At 69.0% G+C, this 16,503-nt stretch carries 15 protein-coding genes; 7 read left to right on the top strand and 8 right to left on the bottom strand.

Features of this window, described 5'->3' with window-relative positions; genetic code table 11:
• Nucleotides 1-195 precede the first annotated feature (195 nt).
• Complete coding sequence (locus VA603_RS01915; protein ID WP_425603642.1) at nt 196-1,776, bottom strand: serine hydrolase; 1,581 nt, start codon at nt 1,774-1,776, stop codon at nt 196-198.
• A 107-nt stretch (nt 1,777-1,883) separates the two neighbouring features.
• On the opposite strand from VA603_RS01915, the gene VA603_RS01910 reads away from it, so the two are divergent.
• The 3 genes from VA603_RS01910 (at nt 1,884) to VA603_RS01900 (ending at nt 4,233) form a co-directional block, all read left to right on the top strand.
• Complete coding sequence (locus VA603_RS01910; RefSeq protein ID WP_192286368.1) at nt 1,884-2,309, top strand: VOC family protein; 426 nt, start codon at nt 1,884-1,886, stop codon at nt 2,307-2,309.
• 138 nt (nt 2,310-2,447) lie between these two features.
• A complete protein-coding gene (locus VA603_RS01905) occupies nt 2,448-3,278 on the top strand; it encodes a DUF72 domain-containing protein (protein ID WP_323437785.1) in 831 nt (276 codons plus the stop codon).
• Nucleotides 3,279-3,324: 46 nt separating this feature from the next.
• A complete protein-coding gene (locus VA603_RS01900; protein ID WP_132864587.1) occupies nt 3,325-4,233 on the top strand; it encodes a DMT family transporter in 909 nt (302 codons plus the stop codon).
• 6 nt (nt 4,234-4,239) lie between these two features.
• On the opposite strand, the gene VA603_RS01895 is transcribed toward VA603_RS01900, so the two are convergent.
• From VA603_RS01895 to VA603_RS01880, 4 genes are all read right to left on the bottom strand, one after another.
• Complete coding sequence (locus VA603_RS01895) at nt 4,240-5,304, bottom strand: GGDEF domain-containing protein (protein WP_323437784.1); 1,065 nt, start codon at nt 5,302-5,304, stop codon at nt 4,240-4,242.
• A gap of 87 nt (nt 5,305-5,391) precedes the next feature.
• Entirely contained in the window at nt 5,392-6,114 is a 723-nt protein-coding gene (locus tag VA603_RS01890) for a pseudouridine synthase (protein ID WP_132864589.1), read from the bottom strand.
• A 42-nt stretch (nt 6,115-6,156) separates the two neighbouring features.
• The gene (locus tag VA603_RS01885; RefSeq protein ID WP_425603641.1) at nt 6,157-7,833 is read right to left on the bottom strand and encodes a sensor domain-containing diguanylate cyclase; all 1,677 of its coding nucleotides are present in this window, start codon (nt 7,831-7,833) and stop codon (nt 6,157-6,159) included.
• Between the two features lie 176 nt (nt 7,834-8,009).
• The gene (locus tag VA603_RS01880; RefSeq protein ID WP_323437782.1) at nt 8,010-9,965 is read right to left on the bottom strand and encodes a DEAD/DEAH box helicase; all 1,956 of its coding nucleotides are present in this window, start codon (nt 9,963-9,965) and stop codon (nt 8,010-8,012) included.
• Between the two features lie 185 nt (nt 9,966-10,150).
• Here VA603_RS01880 and VA603_RS01875 point away from each other — a divergent pair, with 185 nt between their 5' ends.
• Nucleotides 10,151-10,372: an RNA-binding S4 domain-containing protein gene (locus VA603_RS01875; RefSeq protein WP_132864591.1), complete on the top strand. Its 222-nt coding sequence runs from the start codon at nt 10,151-10,153 to the stop codon at nt 10,370-10,372.
• Between the two features lie 124 nt (nt 10,373-10,496).
• Here the strand turns inward: VA603_RS01875 and ubiM are convergent, their stop codons facing one another.
• The 3 genes from ubiM to VA603_RS01860 form a co-directional block, all read right to left on the bottom strand.
• Nucleotides 10,497-11,675 (bottom strand): 5-demethoxyubiquinol-8 5-hydroxylase UbiM, encoded by a 1,179-nt coding sequence (gene ubiM / locus VA603_RS01870; protein WP_313255415.1) that lies wholly within the window; start codon nt 11,673-11,675, stop codon nt 10,497-10,499.
• Between the two features lie 205 nt (nt 11,676-11,880).
• Entirely contained in the window at nt 11,881-12,411 is a 531-nt protein-coding gene (locus VA603_RS01865) for a DUF4019 domain-containing protein (RefSeq protein ID WP_132864593.1), read from the bottom strand.
• Between the two features lie 77 nt (nt 12,412-12,488).
• The gene (locus tag VA603_RS01860) at nt 12,489-13,622 is read right to left on the bottom strand and encodes a COG3904 family protein (RefSeq protein WP_323437781.1); all 1,134 of its coding nucleotides are present in this window, start codon (nt 13,620-13,622) and stop codon (nt 12,489-12,491) included.
• 165 nt (nt 13,623-13,787) lie between these two features.
• Here VA603_RS01860 and VA603_RS01855 point away from each other — a divergent pair, with 165 nt between their 5' ends.
• From VA603_RS01855 to VA603_RS01845, 3 genes are all read left to right on the top strand, one after another.
• On the top strand, nt 13,788-15,251 hold the full coding sequence (locus tag VA603_RS01855; RefSeq protein ID WP_323437780.1) for an AlkA N-terminal domain-containing protein: 1,464 nt from the start codon (nt 13,788-13,790) through the stop codon (nt 15,249-15,251).
• 2 nt (nt 15,252-15,253) lie between these two features.
• The gene (locus VA603_RS01850) at nt 15,254-15,763 is read left to right on the top strand and encodes a methylated-DNA--[protein]-cysteine S-methyltransferase (protein ID WP_132864596.1); all 510 of its coding nucleotides are present in this window, start codon (nt 15,254-15,256) and stop codon (nt 15,761-15,763) included.
• Nucleotides 15,764-15,963: 200 nt separating this feature from the next.
• On the top strand, nt 15,964-16,503 hold a 540-nt coding region (locus VA603_RS01845), incomplete at its 3' end, for an alkaline phosphatase family protein (RefSeq protein WP_323437779.1).

Genomic DNA, 16,503 nt, shown 5'->3' with positions numbered 1-16,503 from the left:
CAAAAACAGAACAGGCCGCGATTGTCCCATCGCGGCCTGTGTTGTGTCTGTCTACGGCATGCGCTTGCCCGCCAGCGGGAGCGATCCCGGCCGCGACGCCGTTGCCCTCCCCGTCCACGATCCTCCGAAGCGCCGCGGGCAATGCCACGGCGGGAACGCCATCCCCGCAGTGGCCGCGGGACCGTGGCGCGCTGCTTACTCCGCCTTGGGCTTGAGCAGCAGGTCCTGGAAATCGAAGCTGAAGTCGGTCAGCGACGACACCGCTTCCATCCGTACCTCGCGCACCTTGCCGTCCGGGGTCAGGCTGAAGTTGACGAAGGCATCGGCGTTGAGCGAGCGGTTGTCCCAGCGCACGATGAAGGTGTCGTGCTGCCAGTGCTCCATCGTGCCGACCAGATCGGCGGTGGCACCGAAGCGCAGGCGCAGCTTGCCGCCCTTCTGCTCGATGACCACATCGCCATACCACGCATCGCGGTATGTGCCGGCATAACCACTCAGCGGCAGCGAGGGCGTGCTCCTGGCGTCACGCGCAGCCACGTGCCGGGCCCAGCCTTCGTCCGCGTTGTCCTGCGCCTTGGCGACGCTGGCCGCATATGCCGCCACCCAGTCATGCGGCGGGGCCCCGAGCATCGCGTCGAGCACGCTCATGGTGATGGCGTTGAAGGCCGCACCCGATTCCTGGTTGGTCAGCACCACCACGCCCAGGTCCTGCCCGGGCACCAGCGTCAGCCGCGACACCTGCCCCGGCCAGCCGCCGGTGTGCCACACCAGCTTCTGCCCGCGGTAGTCGCTCAGGCTCCAGCCTTCACTGTAACCGGCGAAGTTCGGGCGCGCGGCTTCCAGCTCCGGCACCGACGGCTTGGGCACCACCTGCGGGATCTGCATCTGCCACATCTGCTGCTGGGTCTTTTCACTGAACAGCGGCGTGCCGTCGGCCAGCTTGCCCTCGGCCAGCTGCACGTTCATCCATTTGGCCAGGTCGTGCACGCTGGAGTAGATGCCACCGGCGCCGGCGTTGTTGGACCAGGTCAGCGGCGCCACCGGGCGCAGGTCGGTGAAGTCGAACTTGGCATGGCCGACGGCGGCCTTGTCGCCGGGCTTGAGATGGTCGGCGTTGTAGCGGGTGCCGGCCATGCCGACCTTGTCGAAGATGCGCTGCTGCAGGAACGCGGCGAACGGCTGCCCGGACACCTTCTCGATCACCTGCTGGGCAACCGCGTACAGGATGTTGTCGTAGGCGTAACGGTCGCGGAAACCGTTCTTCAACGGTACCTGGCCCAGTCGCGCCACCACCTCGGCGTTGCTGTAGCTGGTGGTCGGCCAGAACAGCAGGTCGCCGGCGCCCAGGCTCAGTCCGCTGCGGTGCGAGAGCAGGTCGCGGATGCGCATCTCGCCGGTGACGTAAGGATCGGACATGCGGAACGACGGCAGGTGGTCGATCACCCGGTCATCCATCTTCAGCTTGCCTTCCTCGGCCAGCAGGTTCAGCGAGGTGGCGGTGAATGCCTTGGTGTTGGAGGCGATGGCGAACAGCGTGTCGGCCTGCACCGGCTCGGGCTTGCCCAACTCGCGCAGGCCCCAGCCGCGCTCCAGCACCACCTTGCCGTCCTTGACCACCGCCACCGCCACGCCCGGCACGTCGAACTGCTGGCGCACGCGCTCCACCGTGGCATCGAGTTGCTGCAGCTCCGCCGGCACCGCCGCCTCCTGTGCATCGGCCACCTGGGCCACCACGCTCATCGCGAGCACCAGCCCGCCCCCAAACCATTTATTCAAAGCGCTCTCCCTCTGGATCGATGCCGGCCCATGGCCGGGCCGGCCTTCTCGCGATGGTAACGCGAGCGCGTCCACGCTCGCCTTTCCGTTCCTGCCCTGAGGCCGCCATGGACCTCGCCGCCACGACCACCGCCACCATCATTCCCTGCCTGCGCTACCGCGATGCCCCGGCCGCCATCGACTGGCTGTGCGACGCCTTCGGCTTCCAGCGCCACGCGGTCTACCAGGAGGGCAACGTCGTGCTGCATGCCCAACTGGTATTCGGCAACGGCATGGTGATGCTCGGCTCGGTGCAGCCCAGCGAATGGGGCAGCAACATGATCCAGCCCGACGAAGTCGGTGGCATGGAAACCCAGAGCGCCTGCGTGATCGTCAGCGACGCCGACGCCCACTACGCCCGGGCCAAGGCAGCCGGCGCGGAGATCGTCATCGACATCGCCGACCAGCACTATGGCGGCCGCGGCTACGCCTGCCGTGACCCGGAAGGCCACCTGTGGTGGTTCGGCAGCTACGACCCCTGGAAAGCCGCGTAAGCGCGGCCTTGGCCGCCGAGCCGTTGAATCCCCGGATCAGGACATTCCCGATGTCGCGGCCCAGGCCGCTCCCACCGGTTGGCTTGCGGGTACATTGACGGCTTCGCGGCCACGGCCGCTCCTGCCCCGGGGTGTGACTTGAACGACTTGTTTGCCGGTACGGCCAATACCCCCGGGGTCCATATCGGCATCGGCGGCTGGACCTATGTGCCGTGGCGCGGCGGCACCTTCTATCCGGTCGGGCTGGTGCAGCGCCGCGAGCTGGAGTTCGCCAGCCGCCAGCTGACCAGCATCGAGATCAACGGCACCTACTACGGCACCCAGAAGCCAGCCATCTACGCCGGCTGGCGCGATGCCACGCCGGAAGGTTTCGTGTTCTCGGCCAAGGCGCCCAAGCGCATCGTCAGCGCCCGCAAGCTGGCCGGGACCGGCGCGCAGATCGATGACTTCATCGATGGCATCGGCCACCTCGGTGACCGGCTCGGTCCGCTGGTGTGGCAGTTCGATGCCGGTCGCACGCTGGACCCGGACGACTTCGCCGCGTTCCTGCAGCTGCTGCCGCGGCAGGTCAACGGCCGCCGCCAGCGCCACGCGCTGGAAGTGCGCGACCGTGCGTTCTTCGACGAACGGCTGGTTGGCCTGGCCCGCCAGCACGGCCTGGCACTGGTCTACACCGACTCACCGGACTACCCCAACGCGGCCGACCTCGGCGCGGACTTCGTCTATGCCCGGCTCATGCGCAGCCGCGATGCCTGCGACACCGGCTACCCGGCGGCGGAACTGGCGCAATGGGCCGAGCGCGTGATGGCGTGGCGGCGCGGACAGGACCCGCACGACCTGCCCCACCTCGCCGCGCCTGCAAGGCCTGCGCCGGAGGGGCGCGAGGTATACCTGTACTTCATCAGCGCCGCCAAGCACCGCAACCCGGCCGCGGCGCGCCAGCTGCAGCAACGCGTCGACCAAAACTGAAGCGATCGATGCGGCAATGCGTCGGCACATCGGCGACAATTCGCCGATGGCGACGAACGAACACCGCAAGGCCCTGCTGCAAATCCATTTCTGCGTCCTGCTGTGGGGCATTACCGCCATCCTCGGCAAGCTGATCACCCTGCCCGCCCTCCCGCTGGTGTGGTGGCGCATGCTGCTGGTGGTGGCCATGCTGGCCCTGCTGCCGCGCGTATGGCGCGGGCTGTCCACGCTCAGCCCGAAGGTGGCGCTGGGCTACGCCGGCATCGGCGCGCTGGTGGCGCTGCACTGGCTCACGTTCTATGGCTCGGTGAAGCTGGCCAATGCTTCGGTCGCGGCCACCTGCATCGCGCTGGCGCCGGTGTTCACCTCGGTGATCGAGCCGTGGATCGCGCGTCGGCCGTTCCAGATGAAGGAACTGGCGCTGGGCATCGTGGTGCTGCCGGGCGTGGCGCTGGTGGTGGGCGGCGTTCCCGACGGCATGCGCCTGGGCGTGGCGGTCGGCGCGTTGTCGGCCCTGCTGGTGGCGGTGTTCGGCTCGTTCAACAAGCGCATGGTCGGCCACGCCGACCCATTGACCGTCACCGGCCTGGAACTGGGTGCCGGCGTACTCACGCTGACCCTGCTGGCCCCGGCCATGCCGGTGCTGCTGCCGGCCCTGGCCAGCGACCTGTGGGTGCTGCCCAACCTGCACGACGGGCTGTTGCTGCTGGCGCTTTCGGGCCTGTGCACGCTGTTGCCGTTCGCCTTGGCGCTGGTCGCCCTGCGCCACCTCAGCGCCTACACGGTGCAGTTGGTGACCAACCTGGAGCCGGTCTACGCCATCGTGCTGGCCATGCTGTTCCTGCGCGAACAGCATGAGCTGACCCCGCAGTTCTACCTGGGCGTGGCGATCATCCTCGGCGGCGTGTTCCTGCACCCGCTGCTGAACCGGCGGCGCCCGGCCGCCACCGCGTAGGCGCGGTCAGGTGGCCACGACCACCCGGTCGCGGCCGTCCTGCTTGGCCTGGTAAAGCGCGCTGTCGGCACGTTGCAGGGTGTCCTGCGGGCTTTCGCCGGCACGATGCGCGGCCAGGCCGATGCTGACCGTGACCGGCAGCCCGATCGGCAGCAGGCCCACCGACTCACGCAGGTACTGGCATTGCAGCTCGGCCTGCTGCAGCGGCGTGTCCGGCATCAGGATCACGAACTCCTCGCCACCGTAACGGGCGGCCATGCCGCGCCCGGCAAACTGCGCGCGCAGCACGCCAGCCATCTCGGTCAGCACCCGGTCGCCCTCGGCGTGGCCGTGGATATCGTTGACCAGCTTGAAATGGTCGATGTCGACGATGGCCACCGCCGGCGGCACCTCGCCGGCACGCTCGATGGCCTCGCTCAATGCGGTGGCCAGCGCACGGCGGTTGGACAGGCCGGTCAGCGGATCGGTGCGGGTCTGCTCGGACAGCTCGCTGTTCACCTGTTCCAGCTGCAGGTAGTACTCGCCCAGACGGGCCTCGTACCAGTCATGTTCCTGCTGGTGATGTTCCAGCTCGTGGCGCAGCATGCGCATCTCCATCATTCGCCCGACCTGGCGTGACAGCGCGCGCAGCGCGTCGGCCTGGCGCTGGCCCAGTACGCCGGGCACCGAGTCGAACACGCACAGCGAGCCCAGTGCGTAGCCGTCGCTGCTCAACAGCGGTGCGCCAGCATAGAAACGGATGTGCGGGTCCCCCACCACCGACGGATTGCCACTGAAGCGCGCGTCCAGCCGCGCGTCCTCGACCACGGTCAGCTCCTGCGGGCGCAGGATGGTATGCGCGCAGAAGGCATCCTCGCGCGGGGTCTGCTCGCCTTCGAGCCCCTGCATCGACTTGAACCATTGCCGCTCGCGGTCGATCAGCGTCACCGCCCCGCAGGCGGTGCCGCAGATGGTGCGGGCGATGGTCACCAGGTCTTCGTATTCCTGCTCGCGCGGCGTATCCAGTATCCGGTAGCGCTGCAGGGCAGCCAGGCGCTGGGATTCATTGGCAGGGATCGCAGGCTTGATCATGCGCGGTTCCGTATCGTGCGGTGGTCAAGGTAAGGCTGGCGCCAGTCTAGCGGCGAGGCGGAATCACCGCGTCAAGGCAGTCACACTTCACCACTCCCGCTGTTGCGGCAGCAGGCCACGCAGCTCCTGTTCGGTGAGGTTGCGCCACTGGCCGGGCTTGAGTGCGCCGATCTTGATGTTGTCGATGCGCACGCGGCGCAACTGGGTGACGCGGTAGCCGAACTCGGCCGCCATCAGGCGGATCTGCCGGTTCAGGCCCTGCTCCAGGATGATGCGGAAGCCGAACTTGGCGATGCGCGAGGTACGGCACGGCAGCGTCATCTGGTTGTGGATGCGCACGCCGCGGGCCATGCCGCGCAGGAACTCGTCGGTGACCGGCTTGTTCACCGCCACCAGGTATTCCTTCTGGTGGCCGTTCTCGGCGCGCAGGATCTGGTTGACGATGTCGCCGTTGCTGGTCATCAGGATCAGCCCTTCGGATTCCTTGTCCAGGCGGCCGATCGGGAAGATGCGCTGCTCATGGCCGACGAAGTCGACGATGTTGCCCTTCACCGCACTTTCGGTGGTGCAGGTCACGCCCACCGGCTTGTTCAGCGCGATGTAGACATGCTTGCGCCCGGTGCTTTTCTGCACGGTGCGTGCGCGCAGCGGCTGGCCGTCGACGCGGACTTCGTCCCCCTCGCCCACCTCGGCGCCGGTGCCGGCGACGATGCCGTTGACGGTGACGCGGCGGGCGCTGATCAGGCGGTCGGCCTCGCGGCGGGAACAGAAGCCGGTTTCGGCAATGTGCTTGTTGAGTCGGTTGGTCATCGACGGATTATCCGCCATCGCCCCGTCCCGGGACAGCGTGGTTCAGGCGATCTGCTGCTCGTCGCGCGCATCCACCACCTGGTTGCGCCCGCCCCGCTTGGCCCGGTACATCGCGTTGTCGGCACGGCGCAGCAGCGCCGCCATGTCCTGGTCGTCGGGCTCCAGCTCGGCCAGGCCGATGCTGGCGGTGACCAACAGCCCCGCGTGCTGCAGCGCCTGGCTGTTCTGGGTCACCCGTTCGCGCAGCTGCTCCAACCGTGGCAGCGCATGGTCGGCGCTGTTGCCGGGCAGCAGGATCAGGAACTCCTCCCCGCCCATGCGGATCACGTCGTTGCGGCTGCGCACGCCGGCCTCCAGCGTGCGGGCGACCGACACCAGCACCTCGTCGCCGACATCGTGGCCGTAGCGGTCGTTGATCTGCTTGAACAGGTCGATGTCCAGGAAGCCGATCGACAGCGGCTGCTGGCTGGCCTTGGCATCGCGCAGGTAGCGCTCCAGCTGGCGCAGGCCGGCACGCCGGTTGGGCAGCCCGGTCAGCGTGTCGGTGTCGGCCAGCTGGCGCATCTCGTCACGCTGCTGGCGCAGCTGGCCCAGGCCGCGGTTGAGCGAATAGGCCGACATCATCAGGAACCAGGTAACGGCCACCTGGATCACCTCCACCCGGTACTCCACCAGCAGGCGGCTGCCGAGCAGGTCGGCCAGGTTCATCAGCAGCAGCGGCACCACCGCGACGATCCCGTCCACCGCGGTGTAGCGCCCAGCCCGCACCGATACCGCCGCCAGCAGCAGGATCACCAGGCAGATCACCGTGAACAGGTCGTCCAGCGCCGCCGCCGTCCAGCCCAGCACCTGCCAGGACATCAACGGGGTCGCCAGCGCCACCACCAGCAGGGCCAGCATCATGCCCAGCACCCAACGCCGCGATGCGGGCAGCAGGCGACGACCGCCGCTCATCCGCCACAGCACCCAGCCCATCACCGCATAGCTGAGTGCGCTGACCGCTACCATCCACACCGGCGCCGCGCGGCCCAGCGGCAACCACGGCTCGGGATAGCCGCTGAGCCCGCTGAGGATCGCCTGCCAGGTCACCAGCAGCGCGCAGACCAGCACGTACATCAGGAAGTTGCGGCTACGCGTGGTGAAGAACCCCATCAGCGCCGACAGCGCCAGGGCCAGGGCCACCGCCAGGCAAGCGGTGCGCACCAACAGGCGCGCGGTGTCGATCTGCTGCACCGGGCTGGGCGCGCCCAGCCGCACGGTGGGAATCCAGCGCGACTTGAGCGGGGTTTCCCAGGCGACCAGGATCGGGTCGGTGTCGCCCTTGCGCGGCACCACCACCATGCCGATGCCGGCACGGAATCGGGAATCACGGGTGCGCGCGTCCTGCATGTGGCCGCATACCTCGCGGTCGCCATGGCTGATCATCACTTCGCCGCCGTAGATGTTGAACACATCCACCGCCTGAGGGGCACCGGACCACCCGCCCGCCGGCGCGTCGATCTCCACCGGCTCCTGCAGGCGCGCCATGATCTCCGGCGTGCAGGCGCGCACCGGCGCCTGCTGGTCGGTGGCCGCCCCTACCTGCAGCAGGTCGCGGCCCACCTGGGGCGTCTGGGCCGGGGACAGCGCCGGCAACCACAGGACAAGCAGCACGAACAGCCAACGCACTGTCCAGCCCCACCTGTTGTGCCCCGCAACCGCGCCCCCGTCCTCCGCCATGACCATCCTTTCGCGTTCCCCGACGCGCTTGGGCGGATTATCGCAACAACCCACTGACAGCAGCACGTGAAATCTGTCGCGTGTTCAGCTTGTCGTCTGCGTGCAGCGTGCCGGCATGAAACAGAACAGCCCCGGTTTCCCGGGGCTGTTCAGGCAGGCAGGTGCCGGCGTGGGGCTCAGAACTTGCGCGGGCCACGCGGCGGCTTGTTGAAGCCACCGTCACGGCGCGGACGCTCGCCCGGGCCACCCGGACGCGGGCCGGGACGGCCGCCCGGCTTGCCGTCCTTGTTGAAGCGCGGCTTGAACGACGGGCCGGCGTTGACGTCCTCGCCCGGCTCGACCTTGCGCATCTGCAACTGCTGGCCGGACACCCACACCTTCTTCAGGTGCTGCAGCACGTCGCTGGGCATGTCGGCCGGCAGGTCCAGCACCGAGTGGCCGTCATGGATGTCGATGCGGCCGATGTAGCGGCTTTCCAGGCCGGCCTCGTTGGCGATGGCGCCGACGATGTTGGCCGGCTTCACGCCGTGCTGGTGGCCCACTTCGATGCGGTAGGTTTCCATGCCGAATTCCGGGGCGCTGCGCGGCGGCATCTCACGGCGCGGACGCTCGCCGAACTCACCTTCGCCACGCGGCGGGCGCGGGCCGCGCTCGTCGTCCTGGCGCGGGCCACGCTCGAAGCGCGGCTCGAAGCGGGCCGGACGCTCGCCACGCTCCTCGCGCTGGCGCGGGAAGCCGCCATCACGCTGCGGACGCTCCGAACGCTCCGGGCGATCGCTGCGCGGCTCGCGGCGCTCGCGCACCGGCGGGGTCAGCAGGAACGGGGCATCGCCCTGCAGCAGCTTGGCCAGCGCGGCGGCGATGTCGATGGCCGGCACGTTGTGCTCGCCTTCGTAACGCTGCAGCAGGTCGCGGTAGAAATCCATGTCGCCACTGGCCAGGGTCTGGCTGATGCGGTCCATGAACTTGCTCACGCGGTGGTCGTTGACCGCGTCCACGCTCGGCAGCTGCATCTCTTCGATCGGCTGGCGGGTGGCGCGCTCGATCTGGCGCAGCATGCCCTTCTCGCGCGGGGTGACGAACAGGATCGCCTCGCCGCTGCGGCCGGCACGGCCGGTACGGCCGATGCGGTGCACGTAGCTTTCGGTGTCGTACGGGATGTCGTAGTTCAGCACGTGGCTGATGCGCTCCACGTCCAGGCCGCGCGCGGCCACGTCGGTGGCGACCAGGATGTCGAGCTTGCCTTCCTTCAGCTGGCCGATGGTGCGCTCGCGCTGGGCCTGCTGCATGTCGCCGTTGATGGCGGCCGCGGCCAGGCCACGCGCCTGCAGCTTGCCGGCCAGTTCCTCGGTGCCGGCCTTGGTGCGCGCGAAGATGATCATCGCATCGAAGGTTTCCACCTCCAGGATGCGGGTCAGCGCGTCCAGCTTGTGCATGCCCGCCACCCACCAGTAGCGCTGGCGGATGTTGGCCGAGGTGGTGGTCTTGGACGCAATGGTCACTTCCACCGGGTCGCGCAGGTAGGTCTGGGCGATGCGGCGGATCTGCTGCGGCATGGTGGCCGAGAACAGGGCGACCTGGCGGGTCTCCGGCAGCTTCTTGAGCACGGCCTCGACGTCGTCGATGAAGCCCATGCGCAGCATTTCGTCGGCTTCGTCCAGCACCAGCGTCTTCAGCTCGGACAGGTCCAGCGTGCCGCGGTCCAGGTGGTCGATGACGCGGCCGGGGGTGCCAACCACGACGTGCACGCCGCGGCGCAGGGCCGACAGCTGCTGGCCGTAGGGCTGGCCGCCGTACACCGGCAGCACGCGGAAGCCCGGCATCGAGGCCGAATAGGTCTGGAACGCCTCGGCGACCTGGATGGCCAGTTCGCGGGTCGGGGCCAGCACCAGCACCTGCGGCTTGGTGGCGGAAAGGTCGATGTTGGACAGCACCGGCAGCGCGAAGGCACCGGTCTTGCCGGTACCGGTCTGCGCCTGGCCGAGCACGTCGCGGCCTTCCAGCATCGCCGGGATGGTGGCGGCCTGGATGGGCGACGGGGTCTCGTAACCGACGTCGGCGACCGCTTTCATCACAGGCTCTGAGAGGCCGAGATCTGCGAACAGCAGCGGCGCGGGGGATTCTTGGGACATGGGAACTCCGGGGGCACCGCCGCGAACGGGCGGGCGAAAAGACGCATATTGTGCGCCCAGAACCCCCTTGCTGTCGCGGGGTTTGCCGATGTCCGTTCAGCTTGCCACCACATGGCCAACGGGTTCAGCCCCCTGCCCCGTTCGCCTTGCCGCACAATAACGCCCGCTTTTTACCCGGGAACACCATGCAGACCATCGATTTCGAACTGGACCGCGAGTACGTGGAACTGAAGCAACTGCTCAAGCTCACCGACCTGGTGGCCAGCGGCGGCGAGGCCAAGATGATCATCGGCGAGGGCCAGGTGAGCGTGGATGGCCAGATCGAGCTGCGCAAGGCCTGCAAGATCCGCGCGGGCCAGCAGGTCGAGCTGGGCGACGTCCGCATCCGCGTCCTGGCCGCCGAATAACACCGGCAGCAGCGGCCTGGGCCGCGAAACCGACGGCGCTGCCGCCCTGCCGGCGCCTTGCGATGACGTGCATCAGGGCAACGGACGGGACGCCGGCCTCGCGGCCGGGACTCCTACCGGTGGATCAGGCCAGGCGCTGGGTCAGGTGCCCGGCGATCATTTTCCTGAACGGAACCAGCCCATGCGCGGCCCGCAAGGCGGCCCCGCGCAGCAGCCGGGCCGGCAGGCGGCTGTCGTTGTAGAGGGTGGCGATGGCATTGGTGGCCTCGTACAGCGGCCGGGTCGCCAGCCGGTGGCTGCGCTCGTAGCGGCCCAGCAGGTCCGCCTCGCCGATGTCCCCGCCCCGCTGCGCCGCCGCAGTGACCAGGTCCGCCAGCCGCTGCTGGCTCTGCAGGCCGAAGTTGAAGCCGTGCGCGGTGACCGGATGCATGCCCACCGCCGCGTCACCAACCAGCGCATGGCGCGGGCCGACGAAACGGCGCGCATACACGCCGACCAGCGGGTACACATGGCGGGTGCCGGCCGGCACCATCTCCCCCAGCCGGCGTTCGAAGAAGCCGGTGACGGCGGCACCGAACTGCGCCGCATCCATCGCCATCAATGCCTGGACCTGCTGCGGCGGCAGCGTGATCACCGCCGAGGCCTGGTTGCGCGGCAACGGCAGCATCGCCAACGTGCGGCCGTAGCCGAACCATTCCCAGGCTTCATGGTGATGCGGCCGTTCGCATTGCAGGCGGCAGACGAGCATCGACTTGCCGAAGTCACGCATCTGCGCGCCGATCCCCATCATCCGCCGCGTGCTGGAGAAGCGGCTGTCGGCCGAGACCACCAGCCGGGCCTGCAGGCGGCGCCCATCGCCCAGGGTGACGGTGTTGCCGGCGGTGCCGGTTTCGATCGCGGTGACCGAGGTGCCATCGAGCAGCTCCAGCCCCTGCTGCCCCTGCACCACCTCCCAGGCGGCCTTGCGGATCAGGTGGTTGGGCACCAGCCAGCCCAGTTCATCGACGTTCTCGCGCTCGGCGGCAAAGCCCAGCGCGAACGGCGAGCTGCCGTTCATGACACGGGCACTGCGCAGCGGGGAGATCTCGGCCGGGTCGATGCATTGCCACATGCCCATGGCCTGCAGGATCTGCCGCGAGGCGTGGGTCAGCGCGATCTCGCGCCCGTCGAACGCCGGCTCGGCCAGCGCGGCCGCGCTCTGGGGCTCGACCAATGCCAACGACAGGCCGCTGCCGGCCAGGCTCCGGGCCAGGCTCAATCCCGCCGGCCCGGCACCGACCACCAGTACATCCACCTTGCGCATATCCAGCTCCGCTTTCGCACCGGGACGCAGGGTAGGCCGCGCGATGTAAGGATTCATTGATCTGGATCAGCCACCCGTGGGAGCGGCTCCGGCCGCGAGGCCGGAAACGCCGGGCCACCGCGACCACCTCCGCCATCCCGGGAAGGTCAGTCGTCGCGCCGGGGGATAGCTCAGCCAGTGTCGCTGCCGAGGCCGCTCCCACCGGTCAATTGGTCGCCGCGCGCACGCTGTAGCCCGAGGTGCGCCAGACCTTGTCTTCGTCCAGGCGGAAGGACACCAGTTCGCGCACCGGCTGTGCGTTGTTGGCGAAGCGGGTCGGGAAGCTCACGTTGATGTAGATGCCTTCCGGCACCGCAGCGCCTGCCGGGTACTGCACGCGGGTGATCGAGGGCTTGCCGCGCGACACCAGCGCACCCAGCTTGGTGCGGTCGGCGCTGATGTTGCTGGCGAACTGGTCCCGCGTCACCGCCTTGCGGGCCACCCCGGAGGCCCCGTCCCAGACTTCGGCGGCCTTGTTGCCATCGACCAGCTGCGCCACGCGCTGCGCGGCCTGCGTCATCTGCGCGTCCTGCTGGGCCACCTGCGCCTGCTGTGCGGCACTCAATGCCGGGCCCGGTGCCCGCGTGGCCTGCGTTGCGGCGGCGGCCGGGGCAGCGGCCGGCGCGGGGGCCGCCTGCTGCGCCAGGGCATTTCCACCGACCAGGGACAGCAGCACCAACAAATGACTGGGACGCATGATTGGCTCCATGACGCGTTCGCTTGAAGGGACGCTCATCCAATCATGAAAGCGCGACCGGCGTTGTAAATTTCAGGTCAATGCTGGCCGGCCTGCGCATTCAGCTGGGCGGCGGCCGGCGCGGTGGCCGGCGCCTGCGGGTCAGGCGTGGCCTCCGGCCGCGGCACCAGCAGGGCGGTGTCGATTTCCGACAACGGGCTTTCGTCCGGGCACACCTCGTCCGGGAAGCCGAACTGCTCCTTCAGCGTCTGCCCGCAGTTGTTCACCGCTTCCAGATCGGCGCCTTCAACCTTGCACTCGCGGTCGAAGGCGATCAGGAAGGCGTCCTTGCGGCGCACGAAGTCGTCGCCGCACTTGCGCATCTGCTTGATGCGCTCCAGGTCGTCCTGCACCGCATTGGTGCCATCCAGGCCGTACTGCTTGAGTTCGTCGCTGGTCAGCAGGCGCAGGCTGCGGTTGGGCACGGTCATCATCAGGTCGGCCACGCCCACCGCCACGCCGTTGCGCTGCAGGTAGTCCTTCACGTTGTCGTAGACCTCGTGCAGCTCCTTGTTCAATTCCGCACGCGAGGTGGCGGTGGAACTGATGCGCATCATCCGGTGGATGCCCACCTTGCCGGAGATCAGCCGGTTGTCGCCGGCGGCCAGCACGAACACGCAGGCACTGTGGCAGATCGAGCCTTCGCGCACCCAGATGGTCCAGCCCGACTCACCGATGCTGTCACCGGCCACGATCGCCGCTTCCACCTGCCCGCCGCTGGAGTCCAGGTCCAGGATGCGCTTGCCGATCTTCATCGCATCGGCCACCACCGCCAGCCGCGACACCAGCCCGGCGAAGGAAGGGTTGATCTTGCCCGCATAGCGCACGCGCACCAGCCCGCGCTCCTTGCACGGCTCCAGCGCGGCGTCCAGGCTCTTGCGGTCCAGCGCCTCGAGCACGGCGCCATCACCGTTCTCGCCGCTGTAATCGGTGTCGCAGCTCACCCATGCCTTGCCGTTCTCCAGCACCAGCTCCGGCCATTCACGGTCCTTGGCCGGCACCACCACCGGCGGCGGTGGCGGCGCGTCGGCGGCGTTGATCGAGACCATGTGGTCGCCATCGGCCGCCAACGCCGTGGCCGGGTCGGCCACCGGCTTCTTCTCCTGCTCCTGCCCATTGCAGGCCAGCAGCCCGACACACAACAACGGCGACCACCAGAATCTGGGCAACATAGGGATGCAATCAGGTCCATGCAGGGCGCAGGCGCGCCGGAAAGTGCACACAGTCTAGTGCCCCTTGGCGCGATGTCCTCAATTGAACCTAAACAACGGTTCGGCATGAGCATTGATGTCCGGAAATGGCCAGTCAGCACGGTCCGATCGGCCTAGACTGGCCGCATGCACAATCCAGCCCTGCCCAGCTACGAGCAATGCGAACAGGCGCGCCTGGCGCGGGACGCCCGCTTCGACGGGCTGTTCTTCACCGCCGTGCGCAGCACCGGCATCTACTGCCGGCCGGTCTGCCCCGCCCCGCCGCCACAGCGGCGCAACGTCAGCTACTACCCCAGCGCGGCAGCGGCCACGGCCGCGGGCTACCGCCCGTGCCTGCGCTGTCGCCCGGAGCTGTCCCCGGACGACGCCAGCCTGGTGCAGGACCACACCCTGCACCGCGCCCTGGCACTGCTCAACGAAGGCATCCTGCAGGACCAGCCGGTCGATGCGCTGGCCCAGGCCATGGAACTGAGCCCGCGCCAGCTGCAGCGGTTGTTCGTGGCCCGGCTTGGCGCGACCCCGGCGCAGCTGCATTCCACCCGCCGCCTGCTGCTGGCCAAGCAGTTGCTGACCGAGACCGCGCTGCCGGTGACGCAGGTGGCGCTCGCCGCTGGCTTCAACAGCCTGCGCCGCTTCAACAGTGCCTTCCTCGCCGGCTGCGGCATGCCCCCCAGTGCACTGCGCAAGCAGCATGGCGCGGTGCCCGGCGGCGAGCCGGTGCTGCGGCTGGCCTACCGCCCGCCGCTGGACTTCCCGTTGATGCTGGCCTTCCTGCGCAAGCGCTCGCTGCCGGGCATCGAGTGCATCGGCCATGACAGTTACCAGCGCGTGATCGTCAGCAACGGCAGCGCCAGCCTGATCCGGGTCACCGCCGATCCCCGCCGGCCGGAGCTGCGGCTGCAACTGGGCACGACCGACCCCCGCGCGATCCCGGCCATCGTCGCGCGGGTGCGCCGGGTGTTCGACCTGGATGCCGACCTGGGCACCGTGCATGCCACGCTGGCGCAGGAGCCGCTGCTCGCCCGCGGCATCGCCCGGCGTCCGGGGTTGCGCATTCCCGGTGGCTGGGACGGCTTCGAGGTCGCCGCGCGCGCGGTGCTCGGCCAGCAGGTCAGCGTGGCCGCCGCCACGACCCTGGCGCGACGCCTGGTGGACCGCTTCGGCGCGCACCTGGACGGCATGCCGGAAGGGCTGGACCGCCAGTTCCCGACGCCGGAGGTGCTGTTGGACGCACCGCTGGAATCGATCGGCCTGCCGCGCACGCGTGCAGCCACCCTGCGCGCCATCGCTCGCGCCTGCGCCGAAGGCCACCTGGACTTCAGCCGCGCGCAGACGCTGGAGCATTTCGTCCAGCAGGCGGTCGCCCTGCCCGGCATCGGGCCGTGGACCGCGCATTACATGGCATTGCGGGCGATGGGCATGCCCGATGCGTTCCCGGCCGGCGACCTGATCCTGCAGCAGGTGCTGGGCGAAGGCCAACGCCTGAGCGAACGCGACACCGAACGCCGCTCGCAGCCGTGGCGGCCGTGGCGTGCCTACGCCGTGCTGCACCTGTGGCACCTGGCCGCGGAAACGAACAAGGAGACCTGACCATGACGATCTACTACGACCGCTTCGACAGCCCGATCGGCCCGCTCACCGTCGCCGCCGACGACAACGGCGTGCGCCACATCCTGTTCGCCGAGAACCGGCACGACGCCAAGGGACGCGAGCAATGGCAGCGTGACCCGGACGCGGTGGCCGAGCCGCGGCGCCAGTTGCTGGAATACCTGCAGGGCAAACGCCGCCGGTTCGACCTGATCCTGGCCCCGGCCGGCACCGACTTCCAGCTCGATGTCTGGCAGATGCTGGCGCAGATCCCGTTCGGCGCGACCTGGAGCTACAAGGAACTGGCCGAGCGCCTGGGCAAACCCACCGCCACCCGCGCGGTCGGTGCCGCCAACGGCCGCAACCCCTTGCCGATCGTGCTGCCCTGCCACCGGGTGATCGGCAACAACGGCGCCCTGACCGGCTTCGGTGGCGGCCTGCCGACCAAGGTGGCGCTGCTGAAACTGGAAGGCGTGCCGGTGGAAGACGAGCGGGTGCCGGATCTGTTTGGTTGACCCCTGCCGGCCGGGGCAGGCAGCGCCATTGGCCCTCCCCGGCCCTCCCTTCGGCGCCGCCAAGGGCCGGGCCATGGAGGCCTGCCTCCCAACCTGGCCTTTCGCCCTGCCCATCGCCATCACGCCAACCACCCAACCCGGCAAGCTCCCGCCCCCAAAGTCGTATTCGTCGCGTCATGCGCGCGAACTATCATGCGCGGATGACTTCGTACCGCCTTCCGCTCCTGTTGCTGGGCACCAGTCTGCTGGTTGCCTGTGCCTCCTCCCCGCATCGCGCCCCGGCCGATTCCACTCCGCCCGCCACTGTCATCCTGCTGTCCATCGACGGACTGCGCGCGGACATGCTCGACAGCGGCAACAGCCCCAACCTGTCGCGCCTGGCGCGCGAAGGCGTGCGCTCGGTGGGCATGCGCCCGTCGTACCCGTCGCTGACCTTCCCCAACCACTACACCCTGGTCACCGGGCTGCGCCCGGATCACCACGGCCTGATCCACAACAGCATGTGGAGCGACGCGCTCGGCCAGTTCCGCGTGGGCGATTCGCAGTCGGTCCGCAACGCGACCTGGTGGGAGGGTGGCGAGCCGATCTGGGTCTCCGTCGAAAAGGCCGGCTACACCAGCGCGACCTGGTCCTGGCCCGGCAGCGAAGCCCCCATCCACGGCATCCAGGCCAGCCTGCGCCACCCCTACGATGAAAGCGTGGCGCTGCCCGAGCGCATGCGCACGGTGCTGTCCTGGCTG

Origin of the sequence: Stenotrophomonas capsici (genome assembly GCF_034961085.1) — a bacterium.
GTDB lineage: Bacteria > Pseudomonadota > Gammaproteobacteria > Xanthomonadales > Xanthomonadaceae > Stenotrophomonas > Stenotrophomonas capsici.
The sequence above is the reverse complement of the archived record's forward strand: the minus strand, read 5'-3'. Positions and strand labels throughout refer to the sequence as shown.

What these genes read in the sequence shown, in the direction of transcription:
- VA603_RS01910 (WP_192286368.1), top strand. Translation starts at nt 1,884, where the DNA reads ATGGACCTCGCCGCCACGACCACCGCCACCATCATTCCCTGCCTGCGC.
- VA603_RS01900 (WP_132864587.1), top strand. Translation starts at nt 3,325, where the DNA reads ATGGCGACGAACGAACACCGCAAGGCCCTGCTGCAAATCCATTTCTGC.
- VA603_RS01895 (WP_323437784.1), bottom strand. Translation starts at nt 5,304, where the DNA reads ATGATCAAGCCTGCGATCCCTGCCAATGAATCCCAGCGCCTGGCTGCC.
- VA603_RS01890 (WP_132864589.1), bottom strand. Translation starts at nt 6,114, where the DNA reads ATGACCAACCGACTCAACAAGCACATTGCCGAAACCGGCTTCTGTTCC.
- VA603_RS01885 (WP_425603641.1), bottom strand. Translation starts at nt 7,833, where the DNA reads ATGGCGGAGGACGGGGGCGCGGTTGCGGGGCACAACAGGTGGGGCTGG.
- VA603_RS01880 (WP_323437782.1), bottom strand. Translation starts at nt 9,965, where the DNA reads ATGTCCCAAGAATCCCCCGCGCCGCTGCTGTTCGCAGATCTCGGCCTC.
- VA603_RS01875 (WP_132864591.1), top strand. Translation starts at nt 10,151, where the DNA reads ATGCAGACCATCGATTTCGAACTGGACCGCGAGTACGTGGAACTGAAG.
- ubiM (WP_313255415.1), bottom strand. Translation starts at nt 11,675, where the DNA reads ATGCGCAAGGTGGATGTACTGGTGGTCGGTGCCGGGCCGGCGGGATTG.
- VA603_RS01865 (WP_132864593.1), bottom strand. Translation starts at nt 12,411, where the DNA reads ATGCGTCCCAGTCATTTGTTGGTGCTGCTGTCCCTGGTCGGTGGAAAT.
- VA603_RS01860 (WP_323437781.1), bottom strand. Translation starts at nt 13,622, where the DNA reads ATGTTGCCCAGATTCTGGTGGTCGCCGTTGTTGTGTGTCGGGCTGCTG.
- VA603_RS01855 (WP_323437780.1), top strand. Translation starts at nt 13,788, where the DNA reads ATGCACAATCCAGCCCTGCCCAGCTACGAGCAATGCGAACAGGCGCGC.
- VA603_RS01850 (WP_132864596.1), top strand. Translation starts at nt 15,254, where the DNA reads ATGACGATCTACTACGACCGCTTCGACAGCCCGATCGGCCCGCTCACC.